The organism is Microbacterium sp. NPDC056003 (assembly GCF_042274785.1).
Lineage (GTDB): Bacteria > Actinomycetota > Actinomycetes > Actinomycetales > Microbacteriaceae > Microbacterium.
Genome location: NZ_JBHJXQ010000003.1, coordinates 190,387 through 208,218, shown reverse-complemented (window position 1 = coordinate 208,218; position 17,832 = coordinate 190,387). Strand labels below are relative to the sequence as shown.

Sequence of the window (17,832 nt, the reverse complement as noted above, 5' to 3'; positions counted from 1 at the left end):
ACCCGCCCCGTGCGATCCGGCGTGGGTAGGCTGGCGGCATGACCGAAGAACGGCGCGTCCACCTCTCCCGCTCGGCGCCGCCGGCCTATCAGGCGCTCGCCGCGTTCTCGAAGACCGTGGGAGGCATCGCGGCCGAGAGCGGGCTCGACGACCGGCTGAAGGAGCTCGTACAGATCCACACGTCCCAGCTCAACGGCTGCGCCTATTGCGTGCGGGTCCACGTCGAGCGGGCGGTGGCGGCGGGGGTCAGTCCCGACGTGCTCACCCAGATCGCGGTCTGGCGCGATTCGGGTGTCTTCAGCGACCGCGAGCGGGCGGGACTCGAACTGGCCGAAGCGTTCGCATTCATCCACGAGGACGGCGTCCCCGATGACGTCTACGACCGTGTCGGCGCGATCCTGACCGAGCAGGAGTACGTGGCACTCAGCTGGATCCTGGTGTCGATCAACGCGTTCAACCGCGTCGCGATCGCGGGCCGGTACAGCGTGCCGCCGCGGGACGACCTCGCCGGCGAGGACCGCGACGCCGCCTCGGGCGCTGCATGGTGACGGACCCCGACGATCCGGTCGTCTCGGGGGCGGTCAACCTCCGCGACGTGGGCGGTCTGCCCGCAGGTGCGTCGATCACGCGGCACGGCGTGCTCTTCCGCTCGGGCAACCTCGCCCAGCTCGACGAGCACGGCACCGCCGCTCTCGGTGGGCTCGGGCTGCGCCGCATCATCGACCTGCGCGCTGACGACGAGGTGGCGCACGCGCCCAGTCGCATCGACGGCCTCGAGGTCGTCACGCAGCGCGTGCCGCTGTTCCTCGGCTCGGTCGAGTCGTTCTTCGCCGATGACATCAGCCTCGACGAGATGTACCGGCAGCTCGTCGACGACTCGTCGGCGGGCGTGGTCGACGTCGTGCGCGGGATCGTGACCGACCAGCCGGTGCTCGTGCACTGCACGGTGGGGAAGGACCGCACCGGCGTCACCGTCGCGCTCACCCTCGCGGCCGCGGGCGTCGACCTCGACGCCGTCATCGCCGACTACGCGCGCACCGAGGGCCTGCTGCCCGACTGGCGCAACCGCCGCGTCGTGCAGCTGCTTCGCTCGATGCACCCCGAGGCGAGGCACCTCGAAGACCTCGCCACGCGGTCGCCCGCGCCGGTGATGCAGGCCCTGCTCGACGACGTCACGACCCGCTTCGGCTCGCCGGCCGACTACCTGCGCGCGCACGGATTCGGCGACGACGAGATCGCCGAGCTGCGGCGGGTGCTGCTGCGCCCGCTGTGACCGCACATTTCGTGTGAGGTTAGGCAACCCTTCATAGCGGGTATAGTGGGGGTGTCATGAGCCACACCACCGAGCACAGCGCCGCAGCCTGCCGTTCTTCGCGGCACACGCGCGTCCAGCACCTGATCACGGCCGACGAGTCCTCGCTCGCCGAGCTGCAGGTCGTGCTCGCGACGCTGCCGATCTGCTCGACGGGCCGTGTGTTCGTGGAGATTCCGGATGCCTCGTGGCAGGCCCACATCACCGTGCCCAGTCGCATGGTCCTGACCTGGCTCGACCGCTCACGCCGGTCGGGTGCCCCCGGCACGAGCCGAGGCTGTGCCCCCGGCGAGGCGCTCGCCCGCGCGGTGAACGGCTGGGCAGACGAGATGCTCTGCGCCGAAGACGACCAGACCCGCATCCATCTCCTCGGCGGCTACCTCGGCACCGCCGACATCGTCGATCACCTCACGGGCATCGGCATCGCGCCGACGTCGATCCGCACGCCGGCCGAGTACGGCCTCACGACCTCGCGCTGACATCCGCGCCCGGTCTGCGGTGGCGTCAGGCCGCGCCGCGGGGCACGTAGTTGCCGTCCTCGAGGCCGGCGAGGATCTCGAACCGGTTGCGCAGCGGGTCGCGGCCGGCCAAGAGGTAGAGGAACGGCATGAGGAGTCCGTACCGTCGCCATTGCGCCTTGTGCACCGCCTCGTGCCGCAGCAGGTGGTCGCTCACGCGGCCGTCGCCGGTGAGGAAGCAGCCGCCCACGCACACCCCGCCCCTCGCGAACGTCCACGCCGGCATGCCGCGGAACACCCACAGGCCCTCGCGACGCTCGATCCGACCCGTGCTCCACAGCGTCCCCCACACCCAGCCGACGGCGGTGCCGTAGGCGTAGCCGATGAGGCTGAGGGGGGAGTCCAGCAGAAACGCCGGGATGACGCGGTCGATGCGTCGTCCCCGCTCGACGGCGAGGTCGGCGCGTGCGCGCCATCCCCGAGGGGGTGTCGCGATCGGACTCACGCGAGCGCCCCGACGACGCGCAGGATGGCCCCGAGGTCGTCGGTCGCCGATGCCGCCGATGCCGGGGAGTAGCCCGCGAGGGAGGCGCCGGCGAGCGGCAGCTCCGCGCGCACGGCCGCGATCGCCGCGGTGAGCTCCGCCACCGCCAGTCCGAACGGCTCGGGGTGGGCGTTGCCCGCGATCTCGGCGGGATCGAGCACGTCGACGTCGACATGGATGTACACGGCGTCGGCCCCGCTGCCGCGCACCGCGGCTGCGAGCGCGGCCGGGTCGCGCAGTGCGTCGACGTCGAGCGCGGTCACACCGAGCGCGGTGACCGCGTCGATCTCGGCGTCGTCGTACGACCGCGCGCCCACGACGAACGTGCGCTCGGGTGCGACCGCACCCTCGGGGAGGGCCAGCTGCGGCGCTCCCTCGCCGAGCACCGCGCGCAGCACCATTCCGGCGAACGCCCCGGAGGGAGAGGTCTCGGGAGAGTTCAGGTCGGGGTGAGCATCCATCCACACCACCGCCAGTTGCGGAACGCGGCGCGCAGCGTGGGCGATGGGCTCGATGGCCACGCCGCAGTCACCGCCCACGGTCAGCACCGGCTCCGCAGAGGAGTCGAGTGCCGCCGCGATCAGCTCGCGCACACGCTGCAGGCTGCTCAGCCGGTGCACGCCGGTGCCGAGGGCCTCGCCGGCCTCCATCGGCACGTCGAGGATCGTGGTCGCCGATCGAGGCAGGTCGCCGGCGATCGCGTGCGCTCCGTCGATGAGCTGCATGGCCCGTGAGGAGGGGCTTCCCTGCCATTGCGGCACAACGAGGTAGCGCGTCATCCCCTCATCCTCTCGCAGCCCGACCCGCCCGCGCAGGCCGAGGCGCACGCCGTGCGCGAACACGCCGAAGGGCGCCGCCCCTTTGCGGAGCGACGCCCTTCGAGCGGCCGCGTTACGGCGTGTACGGGGCGCTGGGCGCGTCGATGGCCGCCTGCGCCGGGGCCTGCCCCGACTTCAGGGCGGCGAGGCGCGCCTCGACCTCGGTGAGCTCGCCCACGTCCTCGAGGCTCTCGAACTGAGCATCGAGAGTGGATGCCGCGAGCTCCTGCTTGCCGGCGGCGAGAGCCTCCTGACGGCGGACCTTGTCTTCGAAGCGGCCGAGCTCGCTGGTCGGGTCGAGGACGTCGATCGACTTGACCGCGTCGTGCACCTTGTTCTGGGCCTCGGCGGTCTTGGCGCGTGCGAGCAGCTCGGAGCGCTTCGACTTCAGCTGCTCCAGCTTCTGCTTCATGCCGTTGAGGCCGTCCTTGAGCTTGGCGACGACCTCGGTCTGCGACGCGATCGTGGGCTCGACGGCCTTCGCCTCGTTCTCCTCGCTGATCTGGCGCTGGAGCGCGATCTTGGCGAGGTTGTCGAACTTGTCGGCGTCGGCGGTGTTGCCGGCGCCGCGCAGCTCGTCGGCCTTGCGGCTTGCGGCGAGCGCCTTGTTGCCCCACTCGGAGGCCGCCTGCACGTCTTCCTGGTGGTCGCGCTCGAGCAGCCGCAGGTTGCCGATCGTCTCGGCGATGGCCGCCTCGGCATCGGCGATGCTGTTCGTGTAGTCGCGCACGAGCTGGTCGAGCATCTTCTGCGGGTCCTCGGCAGAGTCGAGGAGCGCGTTGATGTTCGCCTTCATGAGGGTCGAGATTCGACCGAAGATGGACTGCTTCGCCATCGGTTTTCCTTCCTATCGGACAGAGCGGGAGTGGTCAGGTTTCAGGGATGGGATGCCGTCGGTGCGGCGCGGACGCGATCAGAATCGACCACCTCCGCGGCGGGCGCGCGTGCCGCCCCCGCCGAAGCTGCCCGGCCGGATGCCGCCGCCGGAGCCTCCGCCGCCGAGCATGCCGCCCAGGCTTCCTCCGCCCAGGCTTCCGCCCGACGACCGGCCGCCGCCCATCATCGAGTTGATGAGGATGCCGCCCAGCACGGCGCCGAGCACGTTGCCCCCGCCGCCCTGCTGCGGGCCGCCGCCGAACATGCCGCCCATGCCGCCGCCTTCGAACGAGCCGACGTCGGACTGCGCGAGCTGGATCGCCTGCCCGGCGAGCTGGTCGGCGCGCTGCGCGTGCTGCATCGCCTGCTCGGGGTCGCTCGTCTGCAGCTGCTGTGCGCGGACCAGCGACGCCCCCGCCTCGGCGAGCCGCGTGCGCGCCTGCGCTCCGACGGCGCCGCGGCGTGCGGTGATGTAGTCCTCGGCGGTTGACACCTGTGCCTGCGCCTGCATGATCAGCTGGCCGACCATCTGACGTGCGCGCTGCGCCTGGGCCTCGGCATCCCGGATCCCCTTCACGAGCGCGTCGATCTGCTCGTTGGCGCTCTCGAGGCTCTTCAAGGTGACGAGCGGGCGCTTCGCGGAACTCGCGAGATTCGCCTTGGCCGCGTCGATCTGCTGGGTGGTCGCGGCGATGGTGGCGGCGACGCGTCCGTCCGGATCGGGGAGTGTGCCAGCGGTGACGACGTCCTGCTCGAGCTCGGTGATCAGCTCGGCGGCGCTGCGCTCGCCGGCGGCGAGGTCGGAGGCGAGCTTGCCGATGGCGTCTTCGAGCAGCTCGGCCTGGCCCACGGCCTCTTCGGCCGCTCGGATGCCGACGGCAGCCTCGCCGCCCTTGCCCGCGCCGATGGCCGCCTCGGCGGCGACGAGCTGCTCGCCGGCGAAGGCGAGGCGCTGGCGTGCCTGCTCGGGGTTGTCGGCGATGGTCGCCAGGGCTTCGGGCGCGTAGGCCGAGCGCAGAGTCTGCAGAGCGGCGGCGGCGCTGTCGAGGGATGCCTCGGCCTTCGCCTTCTCACCCTGTACACGGGCGAGCGCCTCGGGGGCGTTCTGCTCGAGCTTGCGCAGCTCGTCGAAGTCGGCGGCCTTGTCGTCGAGCATCGCGTTGGACTGCTCGCACAGGGCGATGATGCGCTCGTTCCAGGCGCGGGTGTCCTGCTCGGAGTCGGGCGTGGCGTCGTCGAGCTGCTGCTTGAGGGTGAACGCCTCGTCGAGGTTCGCCTTCGCCGTCGCCAAGGCCTCTTCGAACTCGGCCGTCGCCGCGTCGCCGAACTGCGCCTTCGCGAAGCCGAGCTCCTGTGCGCTCGTCTTGATCGCGTCATCGGTCTGGACGAGAGCGGATGCTGCGCGCCGCTCGAGCTCGGCGAGCGGAAGCTGCTCGACCGCGGGCCCGCCGGCGCCGCCGGCCACCGTGCCGGACTTCTTGCGGCGTGCTCGCAGGACCAGCCAGATCACCAGCAGCACGACACCGGCGATGACGACGACCCAGATGATGCCCGACGGGAAGCCGCCGGTGCCCCCGCCACCGCCCCCGCCGCCGAGCGACGATCTGATGGAGTCCGCGGTGGCGGTGATCGCGCCGACGTAGTCCTCGTCGCGGAGGTGCGCCTGGGCGGCGGCTTCCGCGGCGACCACCTGCTCCTCGGAGAGCGGACCCTCGGAGTCTGCGGACAGGTAGTACTGGCGTCCTTCGGTGGAGACGGCGAGCAGGTACTGCGACGGACCCAGTCCGTTCTGCTGCGCGACCGTGTTGGCCCACTGCTCGCTGCTGGACGGGTTGGTGAACTCGTCGACGAACACGACGTAGAGATCGGCGCCGGTCGACTCGAACAACTCGGTGAGCTCGGTCTCGGCGGCGCCGAACTCACCCGACGTGAGCGCACCGGCCTGATCGACGACGTAGCCCGAGCCCAGATCCACCGGGTCGGTGGCCCAGGCGCTTCCGCCGATCGCTGTCAGGGCGACCACCAGAGTCGCCGTGAGCATCGCCGCCCATCGCCCACGCATCGATTCCCCCTCCGGGACGCGGAATCCAGCCCCTCCGCGAGTCTATGCAGGCGCGGGCGACACGCGAAAGCCCGGGCGGACGTCCGGCCCTCGGCGCGGGTCGCTGCCCCGTTCGCAGCGTGATCGCGGGTACCCTCTCCGATTCGGAGGAGACATGGACGATCGCTACGGCACCGACGTGCTGGCCGACGGCTGGCGCGCGCGCTCGGCCACGCGGCTGGCGCGGGTCGAGGCATCCCGCGATCTCGTCGTGGAGGTCGCCGACGACGGCTTCTGCGGTGCCGTGGTCGGCGTCGCGTCGGGCATGGTCGAGCTCGAGGACCGCCACTCCCGCCGCCGGCTGTTCCCCCTCGGCCCGGGGTACCTGGTCGACGGCGCCGATGTCGTGCTCGTCGCGCCGGCCGCGATGCCGGCATCGACCAGTCCGAAGCGCACCGCGTCGGGGTCGTTCGCGGCCGAGGACGCGCGGGCGCGCGTGGCGCGGGCGAGCCGCATCTTCGTGGAGGGACGTCACGACGCCGAGCTCGTGGAGAAGGTGTGGGGAGACGACCTGCGCGCTGAGGGTGTCGTGGTCGAGTACCTGCAGGGCATCGATCTGCTCGAGGCCGTGCTCGAAGAGGAGCCGCCGTCGGCCACCCGGCGGTACGGCGTGCTGGTCGACCACCTCGTGCCGAACTCGAAGGAGTCGCGCATCGCGCAGGCGCTCGAGCGCGGCCGGCACGGAGCCCACATCCGCATCGTCGGTCACCCCTGGATCGATGTGTGGCAGTGCGTCACGCCCCGGGCGATGGGCATCGAGAGGTGGCCGGAAGTGCCGCGCGGCATCGAGTTCAAGGTCGGCGTCTGCCGCGCAATAGGCTGGCCGGCCCGCGATCAGGCCGACATCGCGCGGGCGTGGCAGCGCATCCTCGGGTCGGTGCACAGCTACCGCGACCTCGAGCCCGCCCTGCTGGGTCGTGTGGAAGAGCTCATCGACTTCGTGACGCTCGACTGAGTGTCGCCCCCGCCGGTCGGGCAATCGGTAAGCGCAGGGCTGTCGATGTATCCGTGAGCTCATCGCACCCCTCCTCACAGATGGGCGGCGAGCCTGCCGTCCTTGAGCGAAGGAGCGGCGATGGCCGAGATCGATCCGAAGGATGCCCGCGTGCTGGCAGGCGTCGAACTGAATGCACTCGCGATCGCGGGAGTGTTCTCGAAAGAGCGGCTCGACGGGGCCGAGGTGGCTCCGGATGCGACGCCGGTCTTCGACATCACCGGGGTCGTGCTGTTCTACAGGTTGCCCGTCGACCGCGGTCGTGAGCGGCTGGGGGCCGTCGACATCGCCGCCGACGCACTGATGGGCGACGTCCTGGTGGCCTACTCGGACGGGATGACGTGGAATCCCGACGCCCTCATCGGTGAGGCGCGGGAGGCTGCCCGTCGGAGATACGAGGTCGACGCGGCCGACGAGGTGCGATTCGTCGCCTACAGCTACCCCAAGCTCGGGGTCCAGTTCCTGCGCCGCGGCGAAGAGATCGTGCTGCTGGAACTGTTCACATGGGAACCGGTCCCGCCTGCCGGAGTGACGGTCGGACAGGCCGCGAAGCGCACCGACCGCAAACCTCTCGAGCCCGAGAACTTCGAACGGTGGAGCCTCGTCGAAGAGATGCCTGCGCCTGCTCGGCGCACGCGTGCAAAGCGCTTCGGGGAGCGTCTCCGGAACCTCGGCGAACTCACGCTGCACCGCAACGCATACGAGGTCAACCCCGACCTGTGGCGCGACATCCTCGTCTTCTCGCGCGTCGAGACGCGCGAGATCCGCTACTCGCTGCGGACGAGTCACCACACGCCCTGCTACGAGCTGCGGGGGCAGGAGACGAACGTGTGGTGCGTCGGGGCGAGCTCCCAGATGCTGCTCGACTTCTACCGCTACGAGTACACGCAGGACCGCCTCGCACAAGAGCTCGGGCTCGGCACGAAGGCGAACCCGAACGGGCTGCCGTACAGCCAGGTCGCGCACGTCGTCACGGCGCTGGAGGCGCTCACCGGCGGCGGCCTGGACGTGACGATGATCACCAATCCGACGTTCGCGACCTTCCGCACTGAGATCCGGGCGAATCGACCGCTCATCAGCTTCGTGCCCGGCCACTCGCGCACGGTGGCCGGCTTCACCGAGACGAGGATCCCCGTGCTCTACAGTGGGCCCAATCGAGGGCTGCTCGTCTACGACCCGTGGCCGCCGAACGCGGGTGTGATCACGAAGTGGGAGAACTTCGCCGCCCAGACGTATCAGTATGCCTACACGGCAAGGGTGACCAAGATCTAGCTATGTCCGATGCGGAGTCGGTGCGAAGCACAGCCGGGTCGTTCGTCGACGACCCGGCTCAGCTCGGCACGCCGATTGCGGTGAAGGATGCCGGAGGCGCTCTGACGTCCTGGTTCGTGCCGATCCTGGCCGGCGCGAGCGTCGCGGGATTCGTCGAACTGCTGCCCGACCTCACGCACCGCCGGACCTCGTGGTTCCCGGACGCCCCCGCGGCGTCGTCGTGGCTCGATCCGGCGATCATCCGGACTCGCGCGGCGACCGCTCTCACGGCGGACGAGATCGCCGCGGAACCGACGCTGTCGTTCGACGGGAGCCCTGACCGGCTCGCGTGGGCCGTCCCAGTCCGTGGCGCTCGTGGTGATGGGATCGTGTTCGTCGCCGGCGACGTGGTGTGGCGGAGCGAGGACCGCTGACCTCTCGGCTCCTCACGGCCGATCTGCGGGCGGGGTGCGTGCCCTCCCCTCGATCGAGTGCGCGCGGCGTGCCCTCCCGTAGGTCGAGTGCGCGCGAAGCGCCCCTCCCGCCGATCGAGTGCGCGCGGCGTGCCCTCCCGTAGGTCGAGTGCGCGCGAAGCGCCCCTCCCGCCGATCGAGTGCGCGCGAAGCGCGTGTATCGAGATCCCCCGGCTCCTCGATCGGCCTCGCTCGCTGGCCCAGGGGGTTTCGGTACGGCGCTGGCGCGCCTACTCACCCGGCGGGGGTCCCGGGACGGTCAAACCGTCGGGAGATTTCGCCCCGACACGCCGGTGACGGCGGACTTCGGCGGCGTTTCTCCCGACCGTTTGACACCCGTGGGTGCGGGGGGTTTCGGTACGGCGCTGGCGCGCCTACTCAACCTGCGGGGGTGGTGCTTGCGCGCCTACTCAACCTGCGAGAGGTGGGGCGCTGGCGCGCCTACTCAACCTGCGAGAGGTGGGGCGCTGGCGCGCCTACTCAACCTGCGAGAGGTGGGGCGCTGGCGCGCCCACTCGACCTGGGGTGCTTCGCGCCCGCCCCGCCGCCGGGCGAAGCGCGGGGCGGCTCTCGAATAGCCTGGGAGGGTGTCCGACACCGTTCCCCCCGCAGACGACCAGCCCCGCACCTTCCGGGAGCGTCCGGTGTCGTTCGTGCGGCGCAGCGGGCGCATGTCCGACGCGCAGGAGCGCGCCTGGTCCGAGCTCGCCGGCACGTATGTCGTCGAATCGCCGCGCGACCTCGCGGCGACCAGCATCCGGCCCGGCTCCGCGATCGACCCCGCACACGTCTGGGGCCGCGAAGCGCCGTTGATCGTCGAGATCGGGTCCGGCCAGGGGCACGCGATCGTGCATGCCGCGGCATCCCGCCCCGACGACGACTTCCTCGCGATCGAGGTGTTCCGCGCCGGACTCGCCCGCACGATGCTCGACGCCGACAAGGCCGGCGCGCGCAACCTGCGCCTCGTCGAGGCGAACGCCCCCGAGGTGCTCGAGCACCTGCTGCCCGAGGCATCCGTCTCGGAGCTGTGGGTGTTCTTCCCCGACCCGTGGCACAAGAAGAAGCACACCAAACGTCGCCTGGTCACCCCCGCGTTCGCGGCGCTCGCCGCGCATGCGCTGACCGACGGCGGCATGCTGCGGCTCGCCACCGACTGGGAGGACTATGCCCTCCAGATGCGCGCGGTGCTGGGCGACGCCGCCGACTTCGAGCCGGCGTTCGAGGGGGAGTGGGCGTCGCGATTCGACGGCCGCGTGCTGACGGCGTTCGAGCGCAAGGGCGCGCGGGTCGGTCGCGACATCCGCGACCTGGCGTATCGGCGAAGGCCGAGGCCGTGACCCAGCCCTCCGAGCCGCCGGCGACGCCGCCTGCGCCGAGAACGGAGCGAGCGGGTGCCGCGACCCGCGACCGCTGGCGGGTGGTGCGTCCGCTCAGCCACCGCGACTTCCGGGTGCTGTTCGGCGCGGTCGTGCTGTCGATCTTCGCCGCCGGCATGTGGGCGGTCGTCATGGTGTACGCCGTCATCGACGCCGGCGGCGGTCCGCTCGGGCTGTCGCTCGTCGCCGGAGCCAACGCCACGGGCCTGCTGCTCTGCGCGATCCCGGGCGGCATCGTGGCCGACCGCGTCTCGCGCCGCACGATCGTGCGCGTGGTGGAGTTCACGAACTTCGTCGCCATCACGACGATCGTCGTCGCGGGCATGGTCGGCACGGTCACGATCCCGCACCTGACGATCGTCGCGTTCGTGCTCGGCGCGGGGGCCGGGTTCTTCTTCCCCGCGTACAGCGCGATCCTGCCGCGCATCCTGCCGCAGGGCCAGCTGCTGGCAGCCAACGGGCTCGAGGGCGCGATCCGTCCGGCGCTGCAGCAGGCGGCGGGACCGGCCGCGGCGGGAATGCTGCTGGCCGCGCTCATCCCGAGCCATGCCGCCGTCGTCATCTCAATCGCCTACGCGCTCGCGTTCGTCGGCCTGCTGTTCCTCCGGGCCGAGCCGCCCGCACCGCACGATGAGCCCGAGCGCGCGGCATCCGTGTTCCACGATCTCAAGGAGGCGGTGGTCTTCACCGTCCGCACCCCCTGGCTCTTCGCCACCCTGCTGTTCGCGACGGGCTGGGTGCTGGTGTTCGTCGGCCCTGAGGAGGTGCTGCTGCCTTTCCTGCTGCGCGAGCGCATCGGCACCGACCCGCGATGGTTCGGCTTCCTGCTCGCGGTCTACGGCTTCGGCGGCGTGGTCGGGTCGATCGTCGTCTCGTCGATGAAGCTGCCGCGCCGGTACCTCACGGTGATGAACGTCGTGTGGGGCGTCAGCACCCTGCCGTTCGTGATCGTCGGCCTCACCGACCAGTACTGGCTCATGCTCATCTCGATGTTCATCATCGGGTTCGGGTTCAGCTACGGCAACGTCATCTGGGGGACGTTGCTGCAGCGCCGGGTGCCGCGCCACATGCTGGGCCGCGTGTCGAGCCTGGACTTCTTCGTCTCGCTCGCGCTCATGCCTCTGTCGATGGCCCTCGCCGGCCCGCTGTCGGAGGTCGTCTCGCTGCAGACGATCTTCATCGTGGCCGGCATCCTGCCGCTGCTGTTCGGACTCATCGCGATCTTCGCCGCGCGCATGCCGCAGGACGAGATCGCCCACCCTCTGGATCACTGATGCCGGCCTCTCCTGCCGCCGCTCCCGTCGCCACGCTGCCCGCCTGGTCGTGGCACCTCGCGCCCGCGCTCCTGGTGTGCCTCGCCGCGCCGGCGTTCTTCGTGCTGCGCGTGCCGTGGGTGGGCTGGGTGCTGCTGGCGGCCGGCCTTGCGGTGGCACTGATGATGGAGCGATCGGATGCTGCGACCCGCGGCCCCGTCGATGACGTCGCAGAGTCCGGGGCGCGGCGCCCGAGCATCCTTCGCGATCTGTCCCTCATCGCGATCGGAATGCTGATCGTGAGCGCGATCCCGCTCGAGGCGGAGCTCGACAACGTCGCGTTCGTGCGGTTCGGGCTCGCGCTGGGCGGCGCGGTCGCCGTGCCCTACGTCATCTCACGGTGGGCCTACCGCGACTACGCGATCCGGTTCCCGTGGCGGGGCGGCGGGCGGTGGACGGCGTTCCAGTGGACGTGGCTGGCCGTGGTGCTGGTGCTCGGCTGGCTGATCCTGCCGTTCTACTTCATCACCTCGGGCGTCTACCTCAACTGGCCCGTCGTCGACACCCCCGATCTCATCGCGCGCCTGTTCGTCGGCGTCGGCGCGGTGGGCATCTGGGACGAGCTGTTCTTCATCTGCACGTGCTTCGCGCTCCTGCGCCGGCACTTCCCGTTCTGGCAGGCGAACCTGCTGCAGATGATCGTATTCGTCTCGTTCCTCTGGGAGCTGGGCTACCGGGCGTGGGGTCCGGTGCTGACCATTCCGTTCGCCCTGCTGATGGGCTATATCTTCATGAGGACGCGCTCGCTCGCGTACGTCGTGACCGTGCACCTGCTGTTCGATGCGGTGGTGTTCGCCGTGCTCGTCCACGCGCACAACCCCGGTCCGATGGACTGGCTCTTCCTGGTCTGAGTGATCCTCGCCCTGGCTCGCGGGCTGCCCAGGACGTGCCCAGGCCGGATCGCTAGACTGGCTCGTGGATCCCGACCGGATCCCCGGACGACGGATCAGTACCCGGTGAGCGACAAGACTGGCCAGGAGCACAGTCATGGCGTGGGTCATCCTCATCGTTTCCGGCATCCTCGAGGCCGTCTGGGCGACCGCACTCGGCAAGACCGAGGGCTTCACCAAGCTCTGGCCGACCGTGATCTTCGGCGTCGCGCTCGTCCTGAGCATGGGCGGGCTGGCGTGGGCGATGCGCGACATCTCCACCGGCACCGCGTACGCGGTGTGGGTCGGCATCGGCGCATCGCTGACCGTCGCATACGCGATGATCACCGGCGATGAAGCGTTCTCGATCGTCAAGATGCTGCTCATCGTGGGCCTCGTCGGCTGCGTCGTCGGACTCAAGCTCGTCGGCCACGAGTGACGCTGGAATTCACCTTCAACTTCACGTCGAGATGACTTGATCGAGAACTCTTGACGCCCACCTGGGGTGACTGAGTACATTCGGTCCTGCGAAGAGAAAACGGAAACGAAGGAACCCGAAAGGGAGACGGATACAGGAACCGCACATCGCATGATGATCGCCCCGAGGCTTCGGCCCCGGGGCGATCTTCGTTGTGCGACCGGGGGCTTGGGTGGGTGAGGGCCGCGCAGATCAGACCGGCTCGCGCGTGATCGCCCGCACCGCGTCGTGCAGGGCGGCGACCGCGACATCCGGCGGGGCGACGCCCGCCACGAATCCGTCTGGGCGCACGAGGTACACGCGGTCGGCGGCCAGGCGACCGTGCGGGTCGCGCGCATGCGCGACCGGCTCCACGCCGAGGGTTCGCGCGATGCGCTCGACCACCGGCCGGTCGACGCCGTACCCGTGGAGCTGCCACGTGAAGTCGCGCAGTGAGGCGAAGTTGTCGCCGGTCCACGGCAGGCGGCGACCCAGCACGTGTTCGCGGCCGCGTGCGCCCGGCATCCGGTAGCGGATGCGCGTCTGCGAGAGGTACCCGTAGATGCGCTCGCCGCGCGCCGCGCGCGGAACGATCCGCACCGCCGCCGATCCGACCGCCGGGACGATCTTCGTCCGGACGAACCGCGCCCACCGGCCGCGCGAAGTGATGCGAGAGAAGAGCGCGTCGGTCGTGCGCACGAGGCGCTCCGCCACCGGGCGCCGTTCGTGCTCGTACTCCTCGAGGATCTCGGGCAGCGCGTCGCCGGCGATCACCTGCGCCAGCTTGCAGGCCAGGTTGTGGGCGTCCTGCAGGCCGGTGTTCATACCCTGCGCGCCGACGGGTGAGTGCACGTGCGCGGCGTCGCCGACGAGGAACACCGCGCCATCACGGAACCGCGCGGCGATGCGGTGGTGCGTGCGGTAGCGCGAGAACCACGACGACTGCGTGTACTCGACCGCGAACCTCTCGGCCAGCATGCGCTTGACCTGCGCTTCGACCTGCGCGTCGGTCTCGCCCTCGACGTACTCGGTGATGCCGAGCAGGCGATGGTGGCCCTCGCCGCCCATCGGGAACCCCAGCATCAGGTCGTCGCCCTCGATGCGCAGGTTGACGCCGCCTTCGACCAGGCCGGTCGCGTCGAGCGCGTCGGTGACGAAGTACGACAGCGGACTGGTGGAGCCTTCGAACGGGATGCCGCGTGCCTTGCGCACCGTGGACGACGCACCGTCTGCGGCGATGAGCCACGGCGCGCGCAGTGTCACGGGACCGTCAGGGCCGTCGCCCGTGACCGTCACCGGGGTGCCGTCGTTCCCGCCCTCGACGGAGACGAGCGCGTGCTCCCACAGGATGGTGCCGCCGAGCGTCAGGAATGCGTCGGTGAGGATCTGCTCGTTGCGGCTCTGCTCGAGGATGAACACGCCGGGGTAGGGCGTGACGGTGCGCCCCAGTTCGGTGAGCGGCACCGCGCCGAACACCGTGTGTCCGTATCCAGGATTCACGGATGTGGCCCGCGTCGCCTGCGCGAGCACGGGTTCGGTCAAGCCGAGCTGATCGTAGATCTCGATCGACCGTGCCTGAAGGCCGAGCGCGCGCGACTCCCGCGTCGGACCGGCCTTCCCGTCGAACACGACGACGCGTGCGCCCAGGCGGGCGAGGCAGGTCGCGGCCATGAGCCCGCTCGGACCCGCACCCGCGACGATCACGTCGGGGGCGGCATCCATCCCCCCACTCTCTCATCCCTCAGCGACATGGGTTCGCGCATGACGTCTGGTGGGCGCCCCGTAGGCTCGGACCCGTGACACCTATCGACCTTGCAGATGGAGCGACACTGCGCGCAGCGCGCCCCGGCGATGAAGCGGGCATTCTCGCGATGATCCACGGGCTGGCCGTGTACGAGCGCGAGCCCGACGCCGTCGAGAACACCGTCGACGCGCTCACGGCGAGCCTGTTCGGGCCCGAGCCGCGTGTCTTCACACACGTCGTGGAGCGTGAGGGGGCGATCGTCGGGATCGCGATGTGGTTCGTGACGTACTCGACGTGGACCGGCACGCACGGCATCTGGCTCGAGGACCTCTACGTCGACGACGCCGAGCGCGGGCAGGGGTACGGCAAGGCGCTCATCGCCTCGCTCGCGGCGGAGTGCGTGGAGCGCGGGTACTCGCGACTGGAGTGGACCGTGCTCGACTGGAACGCGCCGGCACTCTCGTTCTACCGCTCGCTGGGCGCCGCGCCGATGGACGAGTGGACGACGCAGCGGCTGACCGGCGACGAGCTGGCGGGGCTGGCACGCCACGTGAGGCAGGGCTGACATGATCGACCGCGCCGACCGCATCGCGCAGGCGGCCAAGGACCGCGGCGTGCACGTCGGGGTGGCCGAATCTCTGACCTGCGGAATGCTGTCGAGCACGATCGGCGCGGGGAGCGATGCCGAGGCGTGGTTCGCCGGGGGCGTCGTGGCGTATCGCACCGAAGTGAAGGAGTCCGTGCTCGGGATGACGCCCGGCATCGACACGTGCTCCGCGCAGTGCGCCGAGGAGATCGCGCAAGGGGTGAAGAGGGTGCTCGGCGTCGACATCGCCGTGTCCACGACCGGCGTCGGCGGACCCGACCCGCAAGACGGCCACCCGGCCGGCACCGTGTACCTCGGCTGGGCGACCGCCGACGACACGGGTCACCGGTTCCACGAGTTCTCCGGCTCGCCGGAGGAGGTGCTCGAACAGACGGTGGATGCCGCGCTCGCGCTGCTCGAGGAGCTCGTCGAGGGCTGAGCCCATCGACTCAGTCGTCGGCCGGCTCTTCCTCGGGATTGCCGGGGCGCACGGGCGCGTCGTCACGGATGTCGATGCGCGTGACGTTGTCCGCACGCTGGGTCACATCGATGCGGGGCGCCGCGTCTTCCTCGGTGGCGTCGGGTGCGGCCAGCAGCTGGTCGCGGCGCTTCTCCTCGTCGGTCATGCCGTCGCTCATGGCCTGGTTCCTCTCGTGGTCGGATGCCGCAGGCTATCGAGCCGCGAGCGGTCGAGGCCACGGGTTGACAGGGCGTGGACCCTACGCGATCGCGTGGTGGAGTCCGGTTCGCACGAGCGCCACGGGCACGGCGCGTAGCGCGACGCTCGCGGCCGGCACGAAGCCGGAGCGGAGGCGCCGGCGGGTTTCGCCGGCGCCGTCATGTCACCTCCAGACGGTCGCCAGCACCACGTTGAGGACCGTCAGCCCGCCGATGGTCGGGAGCACCCAGCCCGCGACAGTCTCGCGCTTCCGATTGACGAGCGCGATGACGATGATCGCGATGAGCACGGCGAGCTTCACTGTGATCTTCACGTTGTTGACGTCGTTGCCGAGCGGGTACTGCAGGCCGACGAGCAGGATCCCCGTGACGAGCATGGTCCATGCGCCAGCTTACCGACATAGTGTCGGATCCACCGACGTGGCGCGGGCCGTGGAACCGATGGCGGCCGGTGTGACGCCGCCCGATCCGCGGGGCAGCCCGGGACCGGGCGGCGCCAGGATCAGGCGTTCGCGCCCTTGCGGGGCTTGATGAATGCCTCCGGCTCTCGCTTGGCGCGCTTGGCTGCGCGCTTCTCCTTGATCGAGAGCTGTGCGACCTTCTTGGCTCCGCGCGACTGCGGTGACTTTCCAGACATGGACTCGCTTCCCCTTCTGACGGCTGGCGGGTGAACCCATGACCATAGCCCGCTTCCACGGGAAGTCAATTCGCGGCGGTGTGGTCCGCCGGCGGGGTCGCCGCGGAGTGACGTTCAGACGTCGGCCCAGGGGTCGGGAACCTTGCTGTCGGGGTGCGGGTGCCGTCCGTCGGACGCCCACGCGAGGGGAGCCTCGCGAGGCGCCGCGAGATCACCGCGGCGAGAGTCTCACACAGCCCATCGTGCGAGCATGAGTCCGGTGTCCCTTGCCCGCGTGTTGTAGTGGTGCCCCCGACAGGAATCGAACCTGCGACCTTTGGTACCGGAAACCAACGCTCTATCCCCTGAGCTACGGAGGCGTGCCGATCGAGGTTACCATCCGCGAACCCCGGTTCCGCGCCAGTCAGGGGGTGACGACGTCCTCATCGAGCGGGGCGTCGGCCACGACATCCGTCGCCTCTGTCATGCCCGCGATCGCAGTGGCGACCTTCTCCGCGAGGTACGCGTGGCCGGCGGTCGACGGGTGATCGCGCCCGGTGTCGCTCGTGTCGATGAGCTCGGGGTAGTTGTCGGGAGTGATCCAGCTCTCGGCGATGGGGGAGATGTACCACCAGCCGCGCTCGGCGGCGAAGGCCGCGAGGTCGCCGTCGATGCCCGCGGTCGCCGGCTCGACGGGCAGCACCTGCGGCGCGGGGCCCAGCACCACGATGGCGGCGTCGGGGTACAGCGCCTCGAGCGAGTCCCAGACGGCGGTGACAGCATCCCGATACCCGCTCGGATACAGCCGGCGGTCGTTGATCGAACCCTCGATGATCACGAGGTCGGGATCGAGCGCAGGGTCGAGCATCGCGACGCGCTCGCCGTACGAGCCGCCGTCGATCCCCGGCTTGAGGTAGCCGCTGCCGCGCACGCCGTCGACGATCGTCTCGCCGCCGAGGTGGTCGGCGAGCCGGTACGCGAAGCCGAGGCTCGGCACGATCGCCGCCGACCCGTAGACCCATGAGTCGCCGAAGACCAGCACTCGCGGTGCGTCGGGCAGCGTGAGGGGAGCGGCACCCGCGACCACGGCGACCGACTCGGCCTCGACCGCGACGGGCGCCGACGGAACGACCCACGGACGCCACATTCCGAGCGCGCAGACGGCGGCGACGGCGAGCGCGGCGCCGACGATCGGCAGCCACGGACGCCGTGCGCGGAGGCGTCCGGGCGCGTGCATGCACCGAGGGTACGTCACGTTCCGGGGCCTGCTGACCACCCGACGCAAAGGTGGGGAAACGTCGCGCGAATCCTGAGCGATCGGCCGAGGCATCCCACATCAAAACGGCACTGTGCACAAGCGCAGGAA

21 protein-coding genes, 1 tRNA gene and 1 riboswitch are annotated in these 17,832 nt (G+C 70.5%); of the genes, 12 read left to right on the top strand and 10 right to left on the bottom strand.

The window, feature by feature from the left end; translation table 11 throughout:
* Positions 1-38: 38 nt before the first annotated feature.
* From ACFC1W_RS13375 to ACFC1W_RS13365, 3 genes are read left to right on the top strand one after another with little or no spacing between them, the layout of a single operon-like run.
* Positions 39-548, top strand: coding sequence for a carboxymuconolactone decarboxylase family protein (locus ACFC1W_RS13375; protein WP_375993357.1), 510 nt, complete (start codon positions 39-41; stop codon positions 546-548).
* Positions 542-1,273, top strand: a complete 732-nt coding sequence (locus ACFC1W_RS13370) for a tyrosine-protein phosphatase (RefSeq protein WP_375993354.1) — start codon at positions 542-544, stop codon at positions 1,271-1,273. The genes ACFC1W_RS13375 and ACFC1W_RS13370 overlap by 7 nt, the downstream gene beginning before the upstream one ends.
* A gap of 56 nt (positions 1,274-1,329) precedes the next feature.
* Complete coding sequence (locus ACFC1W_RS13365; protein WP_375993352.1) at positions 1,330-1,791, top strand: SIP domain-containing protein; 462 nt, start codon at positions 1,330-1,332, stop codon at positions 1,789-1,791.
* A gap of 25 nt (positions 1,792-1,816) precedes the next feature.
* Here the strand turns inward: ACFC1W_RS13365 and ACFC1W_RS13360 are convergent, their stop codons facing one another.
* From ACFC1W_RS13360 to ACFC1W_RS13345, 4 genes are all read right to left on the bottom strand, one after another.
* Positions 1,817-2,275, bottom strand: a complete 459-nt coding sequence (locus ACFC1W_RS13360; protein ID WP_375993349.1) for a Fe-S oxidoreductase — start codon at positions 2,273-2,275, stop codon at positions 1,817-1,819.
* Positions 2,272-3,093, bottom strand: coding sequence for an arginase family protein (locus tag ACFC1W_RS13355; protein WP_375993346.1), 822 nt, complete (start codon positions 3,091-3,093; stop codon positions 2,272-2,274). The genes ACFC1W_RS13360 and ACFC1W_RS13355 overlap by 4 nt, the downstream gene beginning before the upstream one ends.
* 112 nt (positions 3,094-3,205) lie before the next feature.
* The gene (locus ACFC1W_RS13350; RefSeq protein WP_375993344.1) at positions 3,206-3,967 is read right to left on the bottom strand and encodes a PspA/IM30 family protein; all 762 of its coding nucleotides are present in this window, start codon (positions 3,965-3,967) and stop codon (positions 3,206-3,208) included.
* Between the two features lie 78 nt (positions 3,968-4,045).
* On the bottom strand, positions 4,046-6,070 hold the full coding sequence (locus tag ACFC1W_RS13345; protein WP_375993341.1) for a TPM domain-containing protein: 2,025 nt from the start codon (positions 6,068-6,070) through the stop codon (positions 4,046-4,048).
* 154 nt (positions 6,071-6,224) lie between these two features.
* On the opposite strand from ACFC1W_RS13345, the gene ACFC1W_RS13340 reads away from it, so the two are divergent.
* The 7 genes from ACFC1W_RS13340 (at position 6,225) to ACFC1W_RS13310 (ending at position 12,824) form a co-directional block, all read left to right on the top strand.
* On the top strand, positions 6,225-7,064 hold the full coding sequence (locus ACFC1W_RS13340) for a DUF3097 family protein (protein WP_375993339.1): 840 nt from the start codon (positions 6,225-6,227) through the stop codon (positions 7,062-7,064).
* 120 nt (positions 7,065-7,184) lie between these two features.
* Positions 7,185-8,375 carry a C39 family peptidase gene (locus ACFC1W_RS13335; protein ID WP_375993336.1) on the top strand — a complete coding sequence of 397 codons (1,191 nt, stop codon included), beginning with the start codon at positions 7,185-7,187 and terminating at the stop codon, positions 8,373-8,375.
* Between the two features lie 2 nt (positions 8,376-8,377).
* The gene (locus ACFC1W_RS13330) at positions 8,378-8,788 is read left to right on the top strand and encodes a hypothetical protein (protein ID WP_375993334.1); all 411 of its coding nucleotides are present in this window, start codon (positions 8,378-8,380) and stop codon (positions 8,786-8,788) included.
* A gap of 710 nt (positions 8,789-9,498) precedes the next feature.
* Positions 9,499-10,164 carry a tRNA (guanosine(46)-N7)-methyltransferase TrmB gene (gene trmB, locus ACFC1W_RS13325; protein WP_375993996.1) on the top strand — a complete coding sequence of 222 codons (666 nt, stop codon included), beginning with the start codon at positions 9,499-9,501 and terminating at the stop codon, positions 10,162-10,164.
* An 83-nt stretch (positions 10,165-10,247) separates the two neighbouring features.
* Positions 10,248-11,477, top strand: a complete 1,230-nt coding sequence (locus ACFC1W_RS13320) for an MFS transporter (protein WP_375993993.1) — start codon at positions 10,248-10,250, stop codon at positions 11,475-11,477.
* Complete coding sequence (locus ACFC1W_RS13315) at positions 11,477-12,367, top strand: CPBP family intramembrane glutamic endopeptidase (RefSeq protein WP_375993332.1); 891 nt, start codon at positions 11,477-11,479, stop codon at positions 12,365-12,367. Before ACFC1W_RS13320 ends, ACFC1W_RS13315 begins: the two co-directional genes overlap by 1 nt.
* A 62-nt stretch (positions 12,368-12,429) precedes the next feature.
* Positions 12,430-12,494, top strand: a riboswitch (guanidine-III (ykkC-III) riboswitch).
* A gap of 9 nt (positions 12,495-12,503) precedes the next feature.
* Entirely contained in the window at positions 12,504-12,824 is a 321-nt protein-coding gene (locus ACFC1W_RS13310) for a DMT family transporter (RefSeq protein WP_375993330.1), read from the top strand.
* Between the two features lie 231 nt (positions 12,825-13,055).
* Here the strand turns inward: ACFC1W_RS13310 and ACFC1W_RS13305 are convergent, their stop codons facing one another.
* Positions 13,056-14,564: an FAD-dependent monooxygenase gene (locus tag ACFC1W_RS13305; protein ID WP_375993327.1), complete on the bottom strand. Its 1,509-nt coding sequence runs from the start codon at positions 14,562-14,564 to the stop codon at positions 13,056-13,058.
* A 149-nt stretch (positions 14,565-14,713) separates the two neighbouring features.
* On the opposite strand from ACFC1W_RS13305, the gene ACFC1W_RS13300 reads away from it, so the two are divergent.
* Together ACFC1W_RS13300 and ACFC1W_RS13295 are read left to right on the top strand one after the other, a co-directional pair.
* Positions 14,714-15,151 carry a GNAT family N-acetyltransferase gene (locus ACFC1W_RS13300; protein ID WP_375993990.1) on the top strand — a complete coding sequence of 146 codons (438 nt, stop codon included), beginning with the start codon at positions 14,714-14,716 and terminating at the stop codon, positions 15,149-15,151.
* A 1-nt stretch (position 15,152) separates the two neighbouring features.
* Positions 15,153-15,611, top strand: a complete 459-nt coding sequence (locus ACFC1W_RS13295; protein ID WP_375993324.1) for a CinA family protein — start codon at positions 15,153-15,155, stop codon at positions 15,609-15,611.
* A 10-nt stretch (positions 15,612-15,621) separates the two neighbouring features.
* Here the strand turns inward: ACFC1W_RS13295 and ACFC1W_RS13290 are convergent, their stop codons facing one another.
* The 5 genes from ACFC1W_RS13290 to ACFC1W_RS13270 form a co-directional block, all read right to left on the bottom strand.
* Positions 15,622-15,810, bottom strand: a complete 189-nt coding sequence (locus tag ACFC1W_RS13290; RefSeq protein ID WP_375993321.1) for a hypothetical protein — start codon at positions 15,808-15,810, stop codon at positions 15,622-15,624.
* Positions 15,811-16,014: 204 nt separating this feature from the next.
* Complete coding sequence (locus ACFC1W_RS13285) at positions 16,015-16,227, bottom strand: hypothetical protein (RefSeq protein ID WP_375993318.1); 213 nt, start codon at positions 16,225-16,227, stop codon at positions 16,015-16,017.
* Between the two features lie 125 nt (positions 16,228-16,352).
* Positions 16,353-16,487 (bottom strand): hypothetical protein, encoded by a 135-nt coding sequence (locus tag ACFC1W_RS13280; protein ID WP_375993315.1) that lies wholly within the window; start codon positions 16,485-16,487, stop codon positions 16,353-16,355.
* Positions 16,488-16,770: 283 nt separating this feature from the next.
* Positions 16,771-16,846 (bottom strand) — tRNA-Arg (locus ACFC1W_RS13275).
* Between the two features lie 44 nt (positions 16,847-16,890).
* Complete coding sequence (locus tag ACFC1W_RS13270) at positions 16,891-17,703, bottom strand: SGNH/GDSL hydrolase family protein (protein ID WP_375993312.1); 813 nt, start codon at positions 17,701-17,703, stop codon at positions 16,891-16,893.
* Positions 17,704-17,832: the final 129 nt, after the last annotated feature.

Bases quoted from the DNA above. Each gene is read 5' to 3' on its own strand.
- ACFC1W_RS13270 (WP_375993312.1), bottom strand. From the start codon at position 17,703: ATGCACGCGCCCGGACGCCTCCGCGCACGGCGTCCGTGGCTGCCGATC.
- ACFC1W_RS13305 (WP_375993327.1), bottom strand. From the start codon at position 14,564: ATGGATGCCGCCCCCGACGTGATCGTCGCGGGTGCGGGTCCGAGCGGG.
- ACFC1W_RS13290 (WP_375993321.1), bottom strand. From the start codon at position 15,810: ATGAGCGACGGCATGACCGACGAGGAGAAGCGCCGCGACCAGCTGCTG.
- trmB (WP_375993996.1), top strand. From the start codon at position 9,499: ATGTCCGACGCGCAGGAGCGCGCCTGGTCCGAGCTCGCCGGCACGTAT.
- ACFC1W_RS13350 (WP_375993344.1), bottom strand. From the start codon at position 3,967: ATGGCGAAGCAGTCCATCTTCGGTCGAATCTCGACCCTCATGAAGGCG.
- ACFC1W_RS13335 (WP_375993336.1), top strand. From the start codon at position 7,185: ATGGCCGAGATCGATCCGAAGGATGCCCGCGTGCTGGCAGGCGTCGAA.
- ACFC1W_RS13285 (WP_375993318.1), bottom strand. From the start codon at position 16,227: ATGCTCGTCACGGGGATCCTGCTCGTCGGCCTGCAGTACCCGCTCGGC.
- ACFC1W_RS13365 (WP_375993352.1), top strand. From the start codon at position 1,330: ATGAGCCACACCACCGAGCACAGCGCCGCAGCCTGCCGTTCTTCGCGG.
- ACFC1W_RS13370 (WP_375993354.1), top strand. From the start codon at position 542: ATGGTGACGGACCCCGACGATCCGGTCGTCTCGGGGGCGGTCAACCTC.
- ACFC1W_RS13345 (WP_375993341.1), bottom strand. From the start codon at position 6,070: ATGCGTGGGCGATGGGCGGCGATGCTCACGGCGACTCTGGTGGTCGCC.
- ACFC1W_RS13295 (WP_375993324.1), top strand. From the start codon at position 15,153: ATGATCGACCGCGCCGACCGCATCGCGCAGGCGGCCAAGGACCGCGGC.
- ACFC1W_RS13310 (WP_375993330.1), top strand. From the start codon at position 12,504: ATGGCGTGGGTCATCCTCATCGTTTCCGGCATCCTCGAGGCCGTCTGG.
- ACFC1W_RS13280 (WP_375993315.1), bottom strand. From the start codon at position 16,487: ATGTCTGGAAAGTCACCGCAGTCGCGCGGAGCCAAGAAGGTCGCACAG.
- ACFC1W_RS13355 (WP_375993346.1), bottom strand. From the start codon at position 3,093: ATGACGCGCTACCTCGTTGTGCCGCAATGGCAGGGAAGCCCCTCCTCA.
- ACFC1W_RS13375 (WP_375993357.1), top strand. From the start codon at position 39: ATGACCGAAGAACGGCGCGTCCACCTCTCCCGCTCGGCGCCGCCGGCC.
- ACFC1W_RS13300 (WP_375993990.1), top strand. From the start codon at position 14,714: ATGATCCACGGGCTGGCCGTGTACGAGCGCGAGCCCGACGCCGTCGAG.
- ACFC1W_RS13330 (WP_375993334.1), top strand. From the start codon at position 8,378: ATGTCCGATGCGGAGTCGGTGCGAAGCACAGCCGGGTCGTTCGTCGAC.
- ACFC1W_RS13340 (WP_375993339.1), top strand. From the start codon at position 6,225: ATGGACGATCGCTACGGCACCGACGTGCTGGCCGACGGCTGGCGCGCG.
- ACFC1W_RS13315 (WP_375993332.1), top strand. From the start codon at position 11,477: ATGCCGGCCTCTCCTGCCGCCGCTCCCGTCGCCACGCTGCCCGCCTGG.